This window comes from Streptomyces sp. NPDC053079 (assembly GCF_044546695.1).
In the GTDB taxonomy this organism is placed as follows: Bacteria; Actinomycetota; Actinomycetes; order Streptomycetales; family Streptomycetaceae; genus Streptomyces.
The window spans coordinates 269,686-286,637 of record NZ_JBITZJ010000001.1 but is presented as its reverse complement, the minus strand read 5'-3'; the positions used below and the strand labels follow the sequence as shown (position 1 = coordinate 286,637).

Sequence of the window (16,952 nt, the reverse complement as noted above, 5' to 3'; positions counted from 1 at the left end):
CGCCGCCGGCCGGCGACCGCGCTCACTGCGAGCCGCGCCAGTCGGCCCCGTCCACGATCAGACCGGCCACGAGCGCTCCCGACATCCCGGCGTGGGCCAGCCCCCCGCCGGGATGGGCGAAGCCGCCCGCGCGGTAGAGCCCGGGCACGGCGGTGGCATTGCCCGGACGCAGGAACGCGCCCTCGCCCCCGGCCAGGACGGGAGCGGGCACCCCGCCTCCCTCGGCGCCGGTCGCCGCCTCCGTGTCGGCCGGAGTGCGCACCTCCCGCCACAGCGACCGCTCCCGCAGGCCCGGTATCGCCGCCTCGGCGGCGGCCACCAGCCGGTCCGCGAACGCCGCGGCCGTCGCCTCCTCGCTCCAGTCGACGCGGCCGTGCGGCGCGACCGTGGCGGTGAGCGTCACGGCCTCGTGCTCCTCGTCGGGGCGGGTCGCGGGGTCGTCCGGCCGCAGCACCGTGACCGTCGGCCCGTACGACCCGGCACCGGCCGGACCCGGGCCGAACACGGCGTCCAACTCGGCCGTGCGGTCAGCGCCGTGGACCACCGTGCGGTGCACCGTGCCCTCGGGCCGCGCCCCGGAGAGCGCCAGGAAGACATGGAACCTGCCGGCCGGCACGGGCGCCGCGGGCGCGTCCGCGCCCGGCGCGATCGCCTCCAGCTGCCCGGGGGAGACGCCGGCGACCACCATGTCGGCCTCCGCGACGCTTCCGTCGGCCAGCCGCACCCCTGCCGCGCGCCCGTCCTTCTCCACCAGGCCGCTCACCGCGGCACCGAAGAAGAACTCCACCCGCCGGGCCAGGCACCGCTCGTACAGCGCGTCCGCGAGCCCCCGCATGCCGCCGCTCACGTACCAACTGCCGAAGGTCTGCTCCATGTACGGCAGCACGGCCGCGCTCGCGGGGGCGCGGCGCGGGTCGAGTCCGTAGGCCAGGGCGCAGCTCTCCAGGAGGGCGGCCAGGCGGGGGTCCTTCAGCTCGTGCCCGGCCACCGACGCCAGCGTCACCGGCGCCGCGCGGCGGAACAGCGAGCGCCTGCGCACCGCCGGGTAGGGGTCGCGGCCCAGGGCCTCGAGGCGCTCCGCGCGCAGCGGCTCCTCCAGCAGCGGGCGCCGCGTCGCGTCCCACACCTCGCGCGCCCGGTTGATCAGCTCGCTCCACCGCTCGCCCGCACCCGCGCCGAGCGCGCCGTCCAGCGCCGCGACGACGCCGGCGCGCGAGGCGTTGGGCAGGCGGAAGTCCGTGCCGTCCGCGAAGAGATGCCGGCTCGCCGGGTCGACCTGGGAGAGCTCCAGGCTCTGCTCCAGCGACTCCTTGCCGGTCTTGACGAACAGGTCGCGGTAGACGGCGGGCAGGTGCAGCAGCCCCGGCCCCGTGTCGAAGACGAAGCCGTCCCGCGCGAGCCGGCCGACGCCACCGCCGTACGTCCCCGCGCGCTCGTACACCGCCACCCGGTGGCCCGCGACGGCCAGCCGTGCAGCGGCTGCCATCGCGCCCATCCCGGCGCCGATCACCGCAATCCGTGCCATGCGCCCGACTTTATCCGGCGCCACCGACAGCCCCCGGGACCGGGCGCTGGTGCCGGGTGCTCACGTCTGAGTACGCGTACTCAGAAACCGAGATGAGTAGGTGCGCGGATGGGGTGGCACCGGCCCGGAGGACAGAGTGGTGCCCACGGAGGGGACGCCGGTGACCGCACCGCCGACACGGGGCGGCGGAACGGCACGGCGGCCCTGCCGCTACCGGGGGGCACGGGGGCTCCCACGGGGGGCTCGGGGGAGTACGGGGGAACGCTGTTCCGGTGTGGCGCCGAGGGGGATCGGCCCGCACCGGAACAGCGGACGTACGCGCCCCCGCCGCTAGCGGCGGCTGCCGCCGCTCACCCGCCCCTGCAGCAGCCGGGACAGCGCCGAGTGGACCTCGTCGATCGACCGCTCCGGCTGGAACGACTGCCAGTCCAGCGCCGCCACCAGCACCATGCCGAACAGCGCGGACGCCGTCAGCGGAACGTCGATGTCCTCGCTCAGCTCGCCGTCCGCCACCGCCTCCCGCAGGACGGACTCGATCACGGCGATCGCCTTCTGCCGCACCTGCATCAGCGTCGACTGCCAGGCCCGGTTGGTGCGCCACAGCTCGGCCACGTACAGCTGGGTCAGCGAGGGATAGCGCGTGATGAAGTCCAGGCCCGCCCGGATCATCGCGTCGAGGGCGTCCACACGGCTGCCGCCGCGGTCGGCCGTCTCGTCCGCGGCGGCCTGCAGCGAGTCCGTCAGCAGCTCGATGCCGTGCCGCAGCAGCTCCTCGAAGAGCACGGTCTTGCTGGCGAAGTTGTAGTAGACCGTGCCCTTGGCCACCCCGGCCCGCTCGGCGATCTCGTCCACGGTCGTGGAGGAGAACCCCTGCTCGGCGATGAGGGTGACCGCCGCCTCGAAGAGCTTCCGCCGGGTGTTCTGGCGGCGCGTACTGCTGCTGTCCATGAGAGTGATTCTCCCTGTACTCGCAGTGTCCGCGCTCACAGAGTCAGCTCCGGGTGCAGCCGTTTCACGGACCAGACCTGTTTGCCGCGCGCCGCGAAGGCGGTCAGGGCCAGCGCGCACACCGTGAACACGGCCAGCACGCCGCACGCCTGCCACACGGGCGCCGTCCCGCCGCCGGTGATCAGGTGGCGCAGCCCCTCGACGACGTAACTCATCGGCAGGAAGGGGTGGATGGCGTTGAAGAACCCGGGACTGGTCTGCACGGGATACGTGCCGCCCGCCGAGGTGAGCTGGAGCATCAGCAGCGCCAGCACCAGGATGCGGCCGGCCGGTCCGAAGCGGGCGCCCAGCCACTGCACGATGGCCGCGAAGCAGGCCGCGACGAGGACGAGGAAGCCGGCCGTGCCCGCCGCGCGCGCCATCTGCAGGCCCAGCGCCCAGTGCAGCACGGCCAGCAGCGCACCGGCCTGGACCGTGCCGACGGCGACGACCGGCAGCCAGCCCGCCAGCGCGATCCGCCACGGGGAGGCGCCGGAGGCCAGGGCCCGGCGGTTGAGGGGCTGGACGAGCATGTAGGCGACCATGGCGCCCACCCACAGGGACAGCGGGATGAAGTACGGGGCGAAGCCGGTGCCGTAGTTGGGGGCCTTGTGCGTCGCCTGGGACGCCAGCCGGACCGGATCGGCCATCACCTCGGTACGGGCGTCCCGGTCGTTCTTGTCGTAGTCGGGGATCCGGGCGACGCCGTCGTGCAGTCCGCCGGCGAGCCGGGCGGAGCCGTCGGAGAGCTTGACGATGCCGCCCTGGAGCGCGTCGGCGCCCTCGCGCAGCTTGCCGATGCCGTCGTCGAGGCCGGCGGCTCCCTCCTTGGCGGTGCCGAGGCCGCTGTGCAGCTGCCCGGCCCCGGTGTGGAGCCGGCCGGCCCCGTCGGCCACCTTGTGGGCGCCGTCGTCGAGGGCGTTGACCTTCCGTACGGCGCCGTCGATGTCCCGTGCGAGGTCGGGGGCCTCGTCGGCGAGCCGCTGGGCGTAGGCGTGCAGGGTGTCCAGCCGGCCGGGGAGCCGTTCGAGTTCGCCGCCCTCGTCGCGGACGAGGGCGTCGAGCCTCGCGGCGCCGGTGGCGGACTGGTCGGCGGCGAAGACGGCCTTCTTCAGGGCGGGGCAGTAGGCGGCGGGGCGCGTCGCGCACTGCTCCTCGTACGCCGTGGAGAGGGCGGCCGCGCTCTTGCGGCTGCCCTCGGCCAGCGGCCCGGTGACGGCGGGGGAGGGCAGGTCGCCCAGGTGCTCGCGGAGTGTCTTCGTCTCCTTGGCGACGACGCGGGCCGCCTTGCCGATCTCCTGGGCGTGTTCCTTGACGAAGGCTCCCTCGCGGCCGGCCGCGCCGTTCACCTTCTCGGCCAGCTGCCGGGTGCCGGCCGCCACCTGCCGCGCGCCCGTGGCCAGCTCCCGCGACTTCTCGTCCAGGGCGCCCGCGCCGGTGTGCAGCTTGTCCACGCCGGTCTCGAGGTCGCCGCTGCCGCGCTGGGCCCGTGCCAGGCCGTCCTTGAGGTCCCCGGCCCCTTTGCGCGCCGTGCCGATGCCCTCGCCCAGCCGGTCGGCGCCGTCCGCTGCCTTCGCCGTCTCGTCGTGGAGGCCGGAGAAGGAGACGAAGATCTTGTCGTAGAAGGAGCGCGAGGTCCTGCGGGACGCGGTGGCGCGGACCTCGGAGAAGACCGTGCGGGATATCTGGCCGACGATGTAGTTGTTGGCGTCGTTCGTACGGACCTGGAGCGCACCGGTCGTGGGTGTCGTACCGGAGCTGGAGGCGACCTTTTCGCTGAAGTCGGCGGGAATGGTCAGCGACAGGTAGTACCGGCCCTTCTCGACGCCCCTGCGGGCTTCGGCGGCACTCGTCTCGTGCCAGTCGAAGGACTTGCTGCCGCGCAGCCCCTCGGCGATGGTGTCCCCGGCGGTCAGCCTCTCGCCGTCCACCCGCGTGCCGCGGTCGGCGTTGACCAGGGCCACGGGCACCTTGTCGAGCCGCCCGTAGGGGTCCCAGAAGGACCACAGGTACAGGGCGCCGTAGAGCAACGGCAGCAGGAGCAGCGCGACGAGGGCGGCGCGGGGCAGGCTGCCCCTGGCGAAGCGCCTCAGTTCAAGCGCGGCCAGTTTCGGCGAGCGCATCCGTTGCTCCCTTCCTGCCGTGGCCGGCGGTGTCGCGGGCGGGGGTGGTGCGAGCCGTCGGCCGCCGTGCGTCCGGTGCGGTCGGCACGACGAGGGCGCCCGGGGGCGCCTGGCTGCAGACCGCCAGCACGCTCGTGCCGGCTCCGGTGAGCGAGCGCAGCAGCGCCCAGGCCTGCTCGCGTTCCGCGTCCGGGAGCTTGAGGTCGGTGTCGTCCACGGCGATCAGCCGCGGCCGGCCGATGAGCGCCAGGGCCAGCGACAGCCGCAGCGCGTCGAGGCGCTCCAGCTCCCGCACCACCGTGGCCGCCCCCTTGGGCAGCGCGGTCAGGTCGAGCCCGGTGGCCGCGAGGGCGGTGTCGGTACGGGCCCGGGCCGCGTCGCGGCCGGCGCGCGGCCGCAGCCAGGTGAGCGGCGGGCCGCCGAACCGGCGCTGCAGCAGCCCTCGTTCGCGCAGGTGCTCGGCGACGGTGAGGGCGGGGTCGAGTTCGGCGACGCCGGGGACGTGGGCGAGCGCGCTCGTCCGCCGGACGGCCGCCATCCTTCCCGGCAGCGGCAGGCCGCCGACCTCGGCCCGGCCGGAGGTGGGGCGCATACGTCCGGTGAGAGTGAGCAGCAGACAGGTGCGGCCGGAGCCGGAGGGCCCTTCGAGGGCGACGAGCGAGCCGGGTGGGGCGGCGACGTCCACATCGCGGAAGACCCAGCCGCGTGGCCCCTTCACCCCGAGGGCCTCGGCCGTGATCGCGGCTCCGTGCGGGGTGCTGTCCACGCGACCTCCAACGATCTTGTACTGACTGGTCAGTGCAAAAAGTATGGCGCGCCGGGCCCCCCGCCCGTCAACCCCGTCCTCCCGTGCGGGCGTTCGCGCAGGTCAGGGGCGATTGTCAGTGGGGTGCCCCACGATGGGCCCATGCGGCGGCTCCGTCACCGTGCGGATCGCCCCCGACGAAGGAGGTTCGTCATGGCAGCCCGCGTGAGCGACGTCCATCCCTCCCCCCTGACCTCGAGGGCCGACGGGACGCCCCCGTCGCCCGGTGCCGTAGCCCCGCCCGCGGCTCTCGACCTGCTCACCCAGGCCCACCGGGGCCTCGCGGAGGCCGCCGGGCTGGACGCGCCCCACGAGCGCTACGCCACCGCACACCTCGCCGCCCTGCGCACCGCCGCCGCCGTGCTCGCCGCCCGGGCCCGCCCCGAGCCGCCCCGGCGCGGGCGCCGCCGCATCCGCAGCGCCTGGGACGTGCTGCCGGAGGTCGCTCCCGAACTGGCCGAGTGGAGCGCCCTGTTCGCCTCCGGCGCCGAGCGCCGGGCGCGGGCCGAGGCGGGCATACGGTCGGCCGCGAGCCGCCGGGACGCCGATGACCTGCTCCGGGACGCGGACGCCTTCCTGCGCCTGGTCGAGCGGATGCTGGTGCTCCAGCCGAGGCTGCCCCGGCAGCCGTTGGCGGAGTACGGCCGGGCGGGCTGAGGCGGCGCGCGGGCGGCGCGGTCGGGGTGCGGAACGGCGTGGTGGGGCCCATTAGGCTGGGGGCCGCCGACGGCAGTCGTCCGCCGGTCATCCGTCGTCGCCGAGGAGTCACCCGCCGTGTCAGACCCCCTGCGCCCCCGGGCGTCCCTCCGTACCGCCGTGGTCTGGGAGGTCCTGCGGGACGCCCTCGACCGCAGGGTCAAGGCCGCGGGCCGGGACGCCCTGGAGGTCCTGGACACCGGTGGCGGCTCGGGCAAGTTCGCCGTGCCGCTCGCGCGGCTCGGCCACCGGGTCACCGTCGTCGACCCCAGCCCCAACGCGCTGTTCGCCCTCGAGCGCCGGGCCGCCGAGGCCGGCGTCGCCGACCTCGTCCGCGGCGTCCAGGGCGACGCCCACGGCCTGTTCGACGTCGTCGAGCGCGGCGGCTACGACCTGGTGCTGTGCCACGGCGTGCTGGAGTACGTGGAGGACCCCGCGGAGAGCGTCCGCAACGCCGCCGCCGCGCTCCGCCCCGCCGGCACCCTCAGCATGCTCGCCGCCGGCCTCGGCGGCGCCGTGCTCGCCCGCGCCCTCGCCGGGCACTTCACCGAGGCCCGCCAGGCCCTGACCGACCCCGCCGGGCACTGGGGCGCCGGCGACCCGGTCACCCGGCGCTTCACCGCCGAGCAGCTCAGCGCGCTCGCGGGCGACGCGGGCCTGGAGGTCTCCGCGGTGCACGGCGTGCGCGTCTTCGCCGACTTGGTGCCCGGAGTCCTCGTCGACGCCGAGCCCGGAGCCCTCGACGCGCTCCTGGCGCTGGAGGCCGCGGCGGCCGAGCTGCCGGCCTTCCACTCGGTGGCCACCCAACTGCACGTCCTGGCCGAGCGCGGCTGAATCCGCGCATCGCACGCAGGCCACCCGGTCGGCCCGTTCGCCCCGTATGATCGGGGGACACCGTCCGGCATGGCGGATCGGCGAGCAGGGAATGTACGTCCCGACGGCATCGATCGCCACACCGGGGCCGGTGGCCGATTTGGCGCAGAGGGGCGGGTTTCACGGGGGCGATTCCCTGCCTATCCTGAAAGGGTCGCACCCGGTCGCCCCCCGCGACCGACGAGTAGGAGGACTCCGTGCCGCTCTCGGAGCACGAGCAGCGCATGCTCGAGCAGATGGAGCGAGCGCTGTACGCCGAAGATCCCAAGTTCGCGACAGCGCTCGAGGGCAGCGGCCTGCGTACGTACACCCGGCGACGGGTCTACCAGGCGGTCGCGGGTTTTCTGGTGGGCATCGCGCTCCTCATGGCCGGAATGGTCGCCCAGCGGATCTGGATCAGCGTCGTGGGCTTCCTCGTCATGCTGGGCTGCGCCGTGCTCGCGGTGACGGGCTGGCGGAAGGCTCCCCGGCCGGGTGCCCAGCAGGGTGCCGCCCCGGCGGGAATGCCCCGGCGGCCGGCCGGTCGCCGTCGCGGCATGATGGACCGGATCGAGCAGCGGTGGCAGCGCCGCCGTGACGAACAGGGCCACTGAGCCCGGCGATCCCCTTTCAGCGTGGCCCTGGGGGCCAGGACCGTCGGTCCTGGCCCCCAGGCGTATGCCCGCGCCGGGGAACCGTCACTGACCTCGGGCCGATGGTCCGTCACCGACTGTGCGGCGCCTGAGCGCGGTGCGTAGCCGTGCACCCGCTTCCGCCCGGCGGCGCGAGGCGCCCCATGCGAGACGGGCGGCCGAGCGGGGCACCAGCAGAGCACGCAGGTGCGTCCGGTGGCCCGCCCAGGCCCGCAGGCCCGCCCGCACCGCCGCGACGTCCGCGGCCGGTTCGGCCGCCGGCCGCGGCGAAGGGGCGTACAGCACCTGCTCGACCGCCGTGGCCAGCCGGCCCGCGGCCCCGGCTGCCGGAGCCTCCAGAGCCGCGGCCCGTACGATCCGCTCGGCCGCCGTCCTGGGCGTCAGGGACCCGTCGGGCGGGATGCCGTAGTCCCAGGCCGAGTCGGTCAGCTCACGCCAGGCGGCCAGCGTGTCCGCCCCCGGATCGCCCCCGCCGCGCAGGCGCCGGGCCCGTACCCGCACCCGCCACAGCAGCGGCAGCACGGGCAGCGCCAACGCGACCAGCACCGCCAACGCCACACCGGCCGGTGTGCGCCAGGACGGCCCGCCGCCGTCGGCGGCGGATGCCTGCCGCGCGGGCTCCGGGCAGCCGCCGTCCTTCTTCAGCTGCGGGGGGCAGCCCGCGTCCGCCGAAGGGGCCGGCGCCGGCGCGGCGGAGCGGCGCGGCAGCGGCTCCGGCTCGGCCGGGTCGGGGGTGCTGGGGGTCTGCGAGACCGTGTACTCCGGCGGGGTGCCCCGGCTCGGCGTGGGCTCGAAGCGGGTCCACCCGGCGCCCTCGAAGTACAGCTCGGGCCAGGCGTGCGCGTCCTTGGAGCCGACCGACACCGAGCCGTCCGTCTGCGGAGTGCCCGGTGTGAAGCCGACCGCCACCCGCGCGGGGATGCCCAACGTCCGGGCCATGGCCGCCATGGAGAAGGAGAAGTGGACGCAGAAGCCCTTCTTCTCCTCCAGGAAGCGCGTTATCGCGTTGCTGCCGCTGCCCGAGCGCACCTCGGTGTCGTACTGGAAGCCGCCGCCCACGGAGAACCAGTCCTGCAGCCTGACCGCCTGCTGATAGGCGTTCGCCGCACCGGCGGTCACCTTCCGGGCCGTCGAGGACACCACCTTCGGCAGCGTCGGCGGCACCTTGGTGTACTCGCGCAGCAGCTGCTGAGGGGGCGCGGGCGCCGCCGCGAGCTGGGCGGCGGTCGGCTCCACCAGCAGGCTGGAGACCTGATAGCGGACGCCGCGGGTGGTCTGCCCGTGGTCGCCGACCAGCGTCCGGCCCTCCGGCTCGTAACGCCACTGCCCCCCGACCCGGACCCGCTCCGCCGGATAGGGCAGGGGAAGGTAGTTCTGCCGGTAGCCCTCGGAGGCCGAGACGGAGGTGGTCACCTCCGTGGTGCGGGCCCCGGGGGCCAGCCCGGCCGGGGCGGGCAGCGGGTCGGGCACGTCCGTGATGCGCCGCTCGGAGGCGCGCCATGACGAACCGTCGAACTCGTCGAGCGCGACGATGCGCAGATACAGGTCCTCGGTGGAGGCCGTGGAGGTGCGGTAGCGCATCACCTCGCGGTTCTCCGGCTGGTTGAGGTTGTTCTGCAGCGAGACCAGCGGATTGACGGCGGAGATCGTGCCGCCGTCGCCGCCGGAGCCCGCGCCCCTGCCGTGCGGTTGCAGCAGCCCGCCGCCGACCGACGGCAGCACGGCCGGTATCGCCAGGGCGAGTCCGAGCGCGAGCGCACCGATCCGCCGCCCCGTGCGCACCGGGCTCACGGCGGGCCCAGGGCTCCCGGCCGTCGGCCCGGGGGAGCCGGGCGGCGGGGGATGCGGTCCGCCGGCGAAGACCCGGCCCCACTGCGAGAGCCGCTCACGGCTCTCGGCCAGGAGCAGCAGCAGATAGCCGCCCGCCGCCGCCAGGAACCACAGCCAGTCGAAGCCGCCCTTGGCCAGCCCGGCCCCGACCGAATACAGGGCGAGCAGCGGCAGGCCCGCCGGCGCCGCGTTGCGGAACGTGACCGCCACCGCGTCCACCACCAGGCCCACGACCAACACCCCGCCGACCAGCAGCAGCCGGATGGCCAGCGTCGCCGGCGCCGGGATCGCATACCGCCCGACGTCCTCCGCGCCCTCCTGCAGCAGCTGGCCGAACTCCCGGAAGACACCCGGCCCCGGCAGCAGCCCGCCGATCGCCTGCGACCGGGCGAAGACCACGGTGAGCAGCAACAGCCCGGTCAGCGCCTGCACCACGACCGTCAGCCACCTCGCCAGCGGCACCCTGCGGGCCACCGCGCCGACCGCCGTCTGCACGGTCAGCAGCAGGGCGGCCTGCAGCAGCCACGTGGACCGGTCGATCAGCGGCAGCATCGCGCCGGCCGCCGCGAGCGTGGCCACCGCCGCGCACACCGCCGAGCGCACCGACCCGCTCATGACCGGCCCCCCGCCACGCCGTCCCGGCGGGCGTCCGCCAGGCCGTCCGGCGCGCCCGCGAGCCGCCACAGATCGGGCAGCGCCGCGCCCGGGGCGACCGGCAGCGCCGTCCACCCCGCCTCGCGCAGCACGCGCAGCCGCTCCTTCGCGCCCCCGCGGTCCGCGCCCTGCGGCGCGCCCGCCCAGGAGGCGCCGTCCAGGACGAAGGCCACCGCCGCGCCGCTGCGCCGGCGCATCCGCGCGGCGGTCATCGCCTGCTGTTCGTCCAGCTCGCCGAAGAACGCGACCAGCAGCCCCCCGTCGCCCCCGCGCAGCGCGTCATGGGCGGGGGAGAGGCCGGTGCCCTCGGAGTGGTCCAGCACGGCGAGGGTGTCCAGCATCAGGCCGGCCAGGTCCGCCGAGCCGTGCGGGGAGCCGGCGCCGCCCGTGCCCTCCGGGCCCGGCACCGAGCTGCCCGTGTCGGTCAGCAGCCGCACCGCCAGGCCCCGCTCCAGCAGATGCACCGCGACGGAGGCCGCCCCCGCCACCGCCCACTCGAAGGGCGAGTGCGGCCCCGCCCCCGCGTAGGCGACGGCGCGGGTGTCCAGCAGCACCGTGCACCGGGCCCGCTGCGGCTGCTCCTCGCGGCGCACCATCAGCTCGCCGTACCGGGCGGTGGAGCGCCAGTGCACCCGGCGCATGTCGTCGCCGTGGCGGTAGCCGCGCGGGATGATGTCGTCCTCGCCGGCCAGGGCGAGCGCGCCGTGCCGCCCGTCGCCGTAGCCCGCGCTCCGGCCGCCCAGCCGCACCGGCGGCAGCGCCTCGACGCGCGGCACGACCGTCAGCGTGTCGTAGGCCCCGAAGCCCCGGGTCAGCTCGCACATCCCGAACGGGTCCGTCAGCCGCAGCTCCAGGGGGCCCAGCGGATAGCGGCCGCGCAGATCCGAGCGGACCCGGTAGGACACCTCGCGCCGCCCGCCCGGCTCCATGCGGGCCAGGACGAAGCGCGGGCGCGGCCCCAGCACGTAGGGCACCCGGTCCTGGAGCATCAGCACGCCCGTGGGCAGCCGCGAGACATTGTCGACGCGCAGGCTCACCCGGGCCTCCGCCGAGGCGCTCACCCGCGCGGGCGCGAGCCGCCTGCTGCCCGTGACCCGGTGCCGGGTGCGGTGCAGCACGACCACGCACACCAGGGGCAGCACGGTCAGGAGCAGCCCCACCCGCAGCAGGTCCTCCTGGCCCAGGACGTAGGAGCACCCGGCCGCGGCCACCCCGGCCGCCAGGAACGAGCGGCCCCGGGTGGTCAGCCCGCCCAGCGCCGCCCCCAGACCGCCCCCGGCCTCCCGTGCGCCCGTGGGCCGCCGCATCACAGCCGCCCGGCGCCCGGCGGCTGCCGGCTGAACGGGTCGGGCACGGGGGTGCGCTGCAGGATGTCCAGGACGACCTGCTCGGCCGTGCGCCGGCCGAGCTGCGCCTGCGCGGTCGGCAGCAGCCGGTGCGCGAGGACCGGCACCGCCAGCGCCCGCACGTCGTCCGGCAGGGCGAAGTCGCGGCCGGCCAGGGCCGCCGCGGCCTTCGCCGCCCGCAGCAGGTGCAGCGTCGCCCGCGGCGACGCGCCCAGTCTGAGCTCGGGGTGGTTGCGGGTCGCGCCGACCAGGTCGACCGCGTACCGCCGCACCGAGTCGGCGACGTGGACCGTGCGGACCGCGTCGACCAGCTTGACGATCTCGTGCGCGTGCGCGACGGGCTGCAGGTCGTCCAGCGGGGAGAGGCCCCCGTGCACGTCCAGCATCCGCAGCTCGGCCTCCGGGCTGGGGTAGCCGATCGACACGCGGGCCATGAAGCGGTCGCGCTGCGCCTCCGGCAGCGGATACGTGCCCTCCATCTCGACGGGGTTCTGGGTGGCCACCACCATGAACGGGCTCGGCAGCTCGTAGGTGTGCCCGTCGATGGTGACCTGGCGCTCCTCCATCGACTCCAGCAGCGCCGACTGGGTCTTGGGGGAGGCGCGGTTGATCTCGTCACCGATCACGATCTGCGCGAAGATCGCCCCCGGTTTGAACTCGAATTCGCGGCGCTGCTGGTCGTAGACGCTCACGCCGGTGATGTCGGACGGCAGCAGGTCCGGCGTGAACTGGATGCGCCGCACCGAGCAGTCGATGGAGCGCGCCAGCGCCTTGGCGAGCATGGTCTTGCCCACCCCCGGCACGTCCTCGATCAGCAGATGGCCCTCGGCCAGCAGCACGGTCAGCGAGAGCCGTACGACCTCCGGCTTGCCCTCGATCACACCCTCCACCGACCTGCGGACACGCTCCGCCGTCGTGGTCAGATCGCTCAGGCTCGCTCGATCGTCATAGGTCGTCACCCGGCCCTCCTCGGCCCATTTCCAGGGCCGGGGCCCGACGGTACGGACCGGCCCACCCCGCAGCACGGACACCGCGCCCGCACGCATCGGCGGAGGCGGCGCCCGTAGGCATTCTTGCCGCCCGCGCGGTGTCCCGTCACCGCCTGTGGATAACTCGCCGCATCGCGGTCAGGGCCGGGGGTCGATCTCCCGCAGCAGACCCGTCGAGACGTCGAAGACGAAGCCGCGCACATCGTCGCGGTGGGGGAGGAAGGGGGAGGTGCGCACGCGCTGCATCGACTGGCGCACGTCCTGGTCGAGGTCCTTGAACGCCTCCACCGCCCACGCCGGCCGCTGGCCGACCTCGGCCTCGATCTCGTGCCGGAAGTCCTCGGTGAGGTTCAGCAGGCCGCAGCCGGTGTGGTGGATCAGTACGACCGACCGGGTGCCCAGCGCGCGCTGGCTGATGGTGAGCGAGCGGATGATGTCGTCGGTGACCACGCCGCCCGCGTTGCGGATGGTGTGGCAGTCGCCGAGCTGCAGGCCCAGCGCGGCGTGGAGGTCGAGACGGGCGTCCATGCAGGCGACGACCGCGACTTTCAGGACGGGGCGGGCGTCCATGCCCGGGTCGGTGAACGCGGAGGCGTACTTCGCGTTGGCCTCCACCAGACGGTCGGTGACCGTCCCGGAGACGGGCCCGGTGCCGGAGCTGGGCTTTTGCGGCTGAGACGCGGATATCGACATAGGGATGAAGGTAGTCGGCGCCCGGCCGCGGCGCACGCGCGGAGTGACGCGCTGGCCAGTTGGTTGACCGAGGGGACGAGTGGACTAAAGTGGCGCGAAGTGGGAGGCGTGACGCTCCCCTTGGATCCGAAGAACCACCACGTGCGCGCGGTGCGCTTACGTACCCCTCGGCCTCCTCCCGCTCCCGGTCGCCCTGACGGCGCTTCCCCGGCGTCAGAACGGCCGCTTCCCCTTCGAGCGGGCGGGGACCCGGCGGTGCGTGCGCCCCGCGCCTCCCCGTACTTCTCAGAAGGGCGCATGAGCAGCAACGCGCGACACGTCCCCGTCATGCTCCAGCGCTGCCTGGACATGCTCGCCCCCGCCCTCACCGAGCCCGGTGCCGTCGTCGTCGACTGCACGCTCGGCGCCGGCGGCCACAGCGAGGCGCTGCTCACCCGCTTCCCCGAGGCGCGGCTCGTCGCCCTCGACCGGGACCCCACGGCCCTGGCGCTCGCCGGGGAGCGCCTCGCGCCCTTCGGTGACCGCGCCACGCTGGTGCGCGCCGTCTACCACGAGCTGCCCGACGTCCTGAAGCGGCTCGGCATCCCCAAGGTCCAGGGCGTCCTCTTCGACCTCGGCGTCTCCTCCATGCAGCTCGACGAGGCCGACCGCGGCTTCGCCTACGCGCAGGACGCGCCGCTGGACATGCGGATGGACCAGACGAGCGGAATAAGCGCCGCCGAGGTCCTCAACACCTACCCGCCCGGCGAGCTGGTGCGGATCCTGCGCGCGTACGGCGAGGAGAAGCAGGCCAAGCGGATCGTCTCGGCCATCGTCCGCGAGCGCGAGAAGGAGCCCTTCTCCAACAGCGCCCGGCTCGTCGAGCTCATCCGCGACGCCCTGCCGCAGGCCGCCAAGCGCACCGGCGGCAACCCCGCCAAGCGCACCTTCCAGGCCCTGCGCATCGAGGTCAACGCCGAGCTGGCCAGCGTGGAGGCCGCCATCCCCGCCGCCGTCGCCTCGCTCGCGGTCGGCGGCCGGATCGCCGTGCTGTCGTACCAGTCGCTGGAGGACCGCATCGTCAAGGGCGTCTTCGCGGCGGGCGCCGCCACCACCGCGCCGCCCGGGCTGCCGGTCGTGCCCGAGCGCTACCAGCCCCGGCTGAAGCTGCTCACGCGCGGCGCCGAGCTGCCCACCGAGGAGGAGATCGCGGAGAACCGGCGGGCGGCCCCCGCCCGGCTGCGCGGCGCCGAGCGCATCCGCGAGGACATCCCGTGACCCCGGCCGCCCGCCGGGGCGCCCGCCTGGGCCGGCTGCTGCCGGCCGGCGCCGCCGGAGCCAAGCGCACCCCCTTCGTCCTCCTGGTCGTCGTGCTGCTCGGCTCCGGCCTCATCTCGCTGCTGCTGCTGAACTCCTCCCTCAACCAGGGCTCCTTCGACCTCAGCCGGCTCCAGCGCAAGACCACCGAGCTCACCGACGAGCAGCAGGCCCTCCAGCAGGAGGTCGACCAGCTCGCCGCGCCCGACGCGCTCGAGCGCCGCGCCCGCGAGCTGGGCATGATTCCCGGCGGCAGCCCCGCCTTCCTCAACCCCGACGGCACCGTCAGCGGCGTCCCGGTCCCCGCCGGCTCCGAGGACCCCGCCACCCCCGCGTCCTACGTCGCCCCCGCGCCCCTGCCCCCGGCGCCCGAGGCGCCCGCCGCCGAGCCGCCCCCGGCCGTCCTGCCCCCGCAGGCTCAGCCGCCGGCCGGGCGGGACGCGGCCGCGCAGCCCCCCGCCGGGCTCCCGCCCGTACGCAACCAGGGGCCCACCGCCCCGGCCGACGCCCCCGCGCCGGCGCTCCCCGAACCGGCGCTCCCGCTGCCCACCGCGGCGGGGAACCTCCGACAGATCAGGTAGGTGAGGTCGTGACGGCGCCCAGGCAGCCCCGCCGCCCGGTTCCCGGGCCCGCGCGCCCCGCCGCGCGACCGGCACGCCCCCGCCCGGGCTCCCAGGCCCTGCGGCTGGGCAGCCCCCGGCCCCGGTTGCGCATGATCGGGGTCGGGCTCACGCTCGTCCTGCTCGTCTTCACCGTGCGGCTGCTGCAGGTGCAGGCCGTCGACGCCGACGCCTACGCGGCCCGGGCCAACGTCAACCGCTACATCCCGGTCACGCTGGCCGCCGAGCGCGGCTCCATCACCGACCGCAGTGGCGTGGCCCTGGCCACCACCGTCGACGCCTACGACATCACCGCCGCCCCCGACCTGCTCACCCCCGAGCGGATCAAGGCCGAGGGCGCCGCCCGGCTGGCCGCCGAGCTCCTGGCACCCGTGCTGCACGAGGAGAGCGACGTGCTGGAGGAGAGGCTCACCGCCAACCCCAAGTCGAAGTACGTCGTCCTCGCCCGGCGCCAGAGCCCCCAGGTCTGGAAGAAGATCACCGAGCTGAAGAAGACGCAGGCCGACCGGGCCGCCCGCGGCAGGGGCGCGAACGTCCTCGCGGGCGTCAACCGCGAGTCCCACAGCAAGCGCGTGTACCCCAACGGCGAGCTCGCCGCCGGCATGCTGGGCTTCGTCAACAGCGACGGCCAGGGCGCCGGGGGCCTGGAGGCCCAGCTCAACGAGACCCTCGCGGGCAAGAACGGCCGGCGCGTGTACGCCCAGTCCGGCGGCCGCCAGGTGCCCACCGGGGACGTCAAGGAGCAGGCCGCCGTGCCCGGCTCCGACGTCGAGCTGACCATCGACCGCGACATCCAGTGGGCGGCCCAGAGCGCCATCGCCCGCCAGGTGAAGGACTCGCAGGCGGACCGCGGCTACGTCGTCGTCCAGGACACCCGCACCGGCGAGGTCCTGGCCATGGCCAACGCCCCCGGCTACAACCCCAACGAGCTCGACAAGGCCGACCGGGCCGCCCTGGGCAACTTCGCGCTGCAGGACGCCTACGAACCGGGCAGCGTCAGCAAGGTCATGACCATGGCCGCGGTCCTGGAGGAGGGCGTCGCCACGCCCGCCACGCACGTCGAGGTGCCCAACCGGCTGCCGCGCGCCGACCGGGCCTTCGCCGACGACGTCGACCACCCCACCTGGCACCTGACCCTCAACGGCGTCCTCGCCAAGTCCAGCAACATCGGCACCATCCTGGCCAGCGAGCAGCTCGGCAAGAGCCGTGAGGAGGCCAACCAGGTCCTCTACACCTATCTCCGGAAGTTCGGCGTCGGCCGTCCCACCGGCCTGAACTTCCCCGGCGAGACCCCCGGCATCCTCGCCAAGCCCAAGGACTGGAAGTCCTCCCGGCCCTTCACCATCCCCTTCGGCCAGGGCCTGTCCCTCAACGCCGTCCAGGCTGCCTCGGTGTACTCCACCATCGCCGGCGGCGGCGAGCGCGTACAGCCCTCGCTGGTCCGCGGCGCCAAGGGCCCCGACGGCCGCTTCGAGCCCGCCCAGGCCCCGCCGCGTACCCGCGTGATCAGCGAGAAGACCGCCAAGGAGCTCTCCGCGATGCTGGAGTCGGTGGTCGACGACCAGGAGGGCACCGGCACCAAGGCCAAGATCCCCGGCTACCGCGTCGCCGGTAAGACCGGCACGTCCAACCGGGTGGACCCGCTCACCGGCCGCTACCACGGCTACACCGCCTCCTTCGCCGGCTTCGCCCCCGCGGACCAGCCCCGGCTGACGGTCTACTGCGCCATCCAGAACCCCACCAAGGGCAGTTACTTCGGCGGGCAGATCTGCGGTCCGGTCTTCAAGCAGGTCATGGAGTTCGCCCTGAAGACCCTCCAGGTGCCGCCGTCGGGCTCGCAGCCGCCCCGGCTGCCGGTGAGCTACGACGAGCAGTGAGCCGGG

14 protein-coding genes are annotated in these 16,952 nt (G+C 75.1%); 6 read left to right on the top strand and 8 right to left on the bottom strand.

Annotated features, from left to right (window positions below; all coding sequences use genetic code 11):
• Positions 1-22 precede the first annotated feature (22 nt).
• The 4 genes from ACIGXW_RS01260 to ACIGXW_RS01245 all read right to left on the bottom strand — a co-directional run bounded on the left by ACIGXW_RS01260 (position 23) and on the right by ACIGXW_RS01245 (position 5,401).
• Positions 23-1,525 (bottom strand): phytoene desaturase family protein, encoded by a 1,503-nt coding sequence (locus tag ACIGXW_RS01260; protein ID WP_399568636.1) that lies wholly within the window; start codon positions 1,523-1,525, stop codon positions 23-25.
• Between the two features lie 330 nt (positions 1,526-1,855).
• Positions 1,856-2,473: a TetR/AcrR family transcriptional regulator gene (locus tag ACIGXW_RS01255; RefSeq protein WP_071966009.1), complete on the bottom strand. Its 618-nt coding sequence runs from the start codon at positions 2,471-2,473 to the stop codon at positions 1,856-1,858.
• Between the two features lie 35 nt (positions 2,474-2,508).
• On the bottom strand, positions 2,509-4,635 hold the full coding sequence (locus ACIGXW_RS01250) for a YhgE/Pip family protein (RefSeq protein WP_399568634.1): 2,127 nt from the start codon (positions 4,633-4,635) through the stop codon (positions 2,509-2,511).
• Entirely contained in the window at positions 4,607-5,401 is a 795-nt protein-coding gene (locus ACIGXW_RS01245; protein ID WP_399568631.1) for an ATP-binding cassette domain-containing protein, read from the bottom strand. The genes ACIGXW_RS01250 and ACIGXW_RS01245 overlap by 29 nt, the downstream gene beginning before the upstream one ends.
• 192 nt (positions 5,402-5,593) lie before the next feature.
• On the opposite strand from ACIGXW_RS01245, the gene ACIGXW_RS01240 reads away from it, so the two are divergent.
• From ACIGXW_RS01240 to ACIGXW_RS01230, 3 genes are all read left to right on the top strand, one after another.
• On the top strand, positions 5,594-6,097 hold the full coding sequence (locus ACIGXW_RS01240; protein WP_071966006.1) for an SAV_6107 family HEPN domain-containing protein: 504 nt from the start codon (positions 5,594-5,596) through the stop codon (positions 6,095-6,097).
• Between the two features lie 117 nt (positions 6,098-6,214).
• Positions 6,215-6,970, top strand: a complete 756-nt coding sequence (locus ACIGXW_RS01235) for a methyltransferase domain-containing protein (RefSeq protein WP_071966005.1) — start codon at positions 6,215-6,217, stop codon at positions 6,968-6,970.
• 236 nt (positions 6,971-7,206) lie between these two features.
• Positions 7,207-7,602 carry a DUF3040 domain-containing protein gene (locus ACIGXW_RS01230; RefSeq protein ID WP_399568629.1) on the top strand — a complete coding sequence of 132 codons (396 nt, stop codon included), beginning with the start codon at positions 7,207-7,209 and terminating at the stop codon, positions 7,600-7,602.
• Positions 7,603-7,686: 84 nt separating this feature from the next.
• Here the strand turns inward: ACIGXW_RS01230 and ACIGXW_RS01225 are convergent, their stop codons facing one another.
• The 4 genes from ACIGXW_RS01225 to ACIGXW_RS01210 all read right to left on the bottom strand — a co-directional run bounded on the left by ACIGXW_RS01225 (position 7,687) and on the right by ACIGXW_RS01210 (position 13,153).
• On the bottom strand, positions 7,687-10,086 hold the full coding sequence (locus tag ACIGXW_RS01225; RefSeq protein ID WP_071966003.1) for a DUF3488 and transglutaminase-like domain-containing protein: 2,400 nt from the start codon (positions 10,084-10,086) through the stop codon (positions 7,687-7,689).
• Positions 10,083-11,432: a DUF58 domain-containing protein gene (locus tag ACIGXW_RS01220; RefSeq protein WP_399568626.1), complete on the bottom strand. Its 1,350-nt coding sequence runs from the start codon at positions 11,430-11,432 to the stop codon at positions 10,083-10,085. Before ACIGXW_RS01220 ends, ACIGXW_RS01225 begins: the two co-directional genes overlap by 4 nt.
• Complete coding sequence (locus ACIGXW_RS01215; protein WP_399568624.1) at positions 11,432-12,430, bottom strand: AAA family ATPase; 999 nt, start codon at positions 12,428-12,430, stop codon at positions 11,432-11,434. Before ACIGXW_RS01215 ends, ACIGXW_RS01220 begins: the two co-directional genes overlap by 1 nt.
• A 168-nt stretch (positions 12,431-12,598) precedes the next feature.
• Positions 12,599-13,153 (bottom strand): beta-class carbonic anhydrase, encoded by a 555-nt coding sequence (locus tag ACIGXW_RS01210; RefSeq protein ID WP_399568622.1) that lies wholly within the window; start codon positions 13,151-13,153, stop codon positions 12,599-12,601.
• 297 nt (positions 13,154-13,450) lie between these two features.
• Between ACIGXW_RS01210 and rsmH the strand changes: the two genes are divergently transcribed.
• Genes rsmH through ACIGXW_RS01195 form a run of 3 tightly spaced genes read left to right on the top strand, consistent with a single transcriptional unit; the run spans position 13,451 to position 16,946 of the window.
• A complete protein-coding gene (gene rsmH, locus ACIGXW_RS01205; protein ID WP_071965998.1) occupies positions 13,451-14,410 on the top strand; it encodes a 16S rRNA (cytosine(1402)-N(4))-methyltransferase RsmH in 960 nt (319 codons plus the stop codon).
• Positions 14,407-15,030: a septum formation initiator family protein gene (locus tag ACIGXW_RS01200; protein ID WP_071965997.1), complete on the top strand. Its 624-nt coding sequence runs from the start codon at positions 14,407-14,409 to the stop codon at positions 15,028-15,030. Before rsmH ends, ACIGXW_RS01200 begins: the two co-directional genes overlap by 4 nt.
• Before the next feature lie 8 nt (positions 15,031-15,038).
• Complete coding sequence (locus tag ACIGXW_RS01195; RefSeq protein WP_399568620.1) at positions 15,039-16,946, top strand: peptidoglycan D,D-transpeptidase FtsI family protein; 1,908 nt, start codon at positions 15,039-15,041, stop codon at positions 16,944-16,946.
• The last annotated feature ends 6 nt before the right edge of the window (positions 16,947-16,952 follow it).

Coding starts and splice junctions, on each gene's coding strand:
- ACIGXW_RS01260 (WP_399568636.1), bottom strand. CDS start 1,525: ATGGCACGGATTGCGGTGATCGGCGCCGGGATGGGCGCGATGGCAGCC.
- ACIGXW_RS01255 (WP_071966009.1), bottom strand. CDS start 2,473: ATGGACAGCAGCAGTACGCGCCGCCAGAACACCCGGCGGAAGCTCTTC.
- ACIGXW_RS01250 (WP_399568634.1), bottom strand. CDS start 4,635: ATGCGCTCGCCGAAACTGGCCGCGCTTGAACTGAGGCGCTTCGCCAGG.
- ACIGXW_RS01240 (WP_071966006.1), top strand. CDS start 5,594: ATGGCAGCCCGCGTGAGCGACGTCCATCCCTCCCCCCTGACCTCGAGG.
- ACIGXW_RS01225 (WP_071966003.1), bottom strand. CDS start 10,086: ATGAGCGGGTCGGTGCGCTCGGCGGTGTGCGCGGCGGTGGCCACGCTC.
- ACIGXW_RS01220 (WP_399568626.1), bottom strand. CDS start 11,432: ATGCGGCGGCCCACGGGCGCACGGGAGGCCGGGGGCGGTCTGGGGGCG.
- ACIGXW_RS01210 (WP_399568622.1), bottom strand. CDS start 13,153: ATGTCGATATCCGCGTCTCAGCCGCAAAAGCCCAGCTCCGGCACCGGG.
- rsmH (WP_071965998.1), top strand. CDS start 13,451: ATGAGCAGCAACGCGCGACACGTCCCCGTCATGCTCCAGCGCTGCCTG.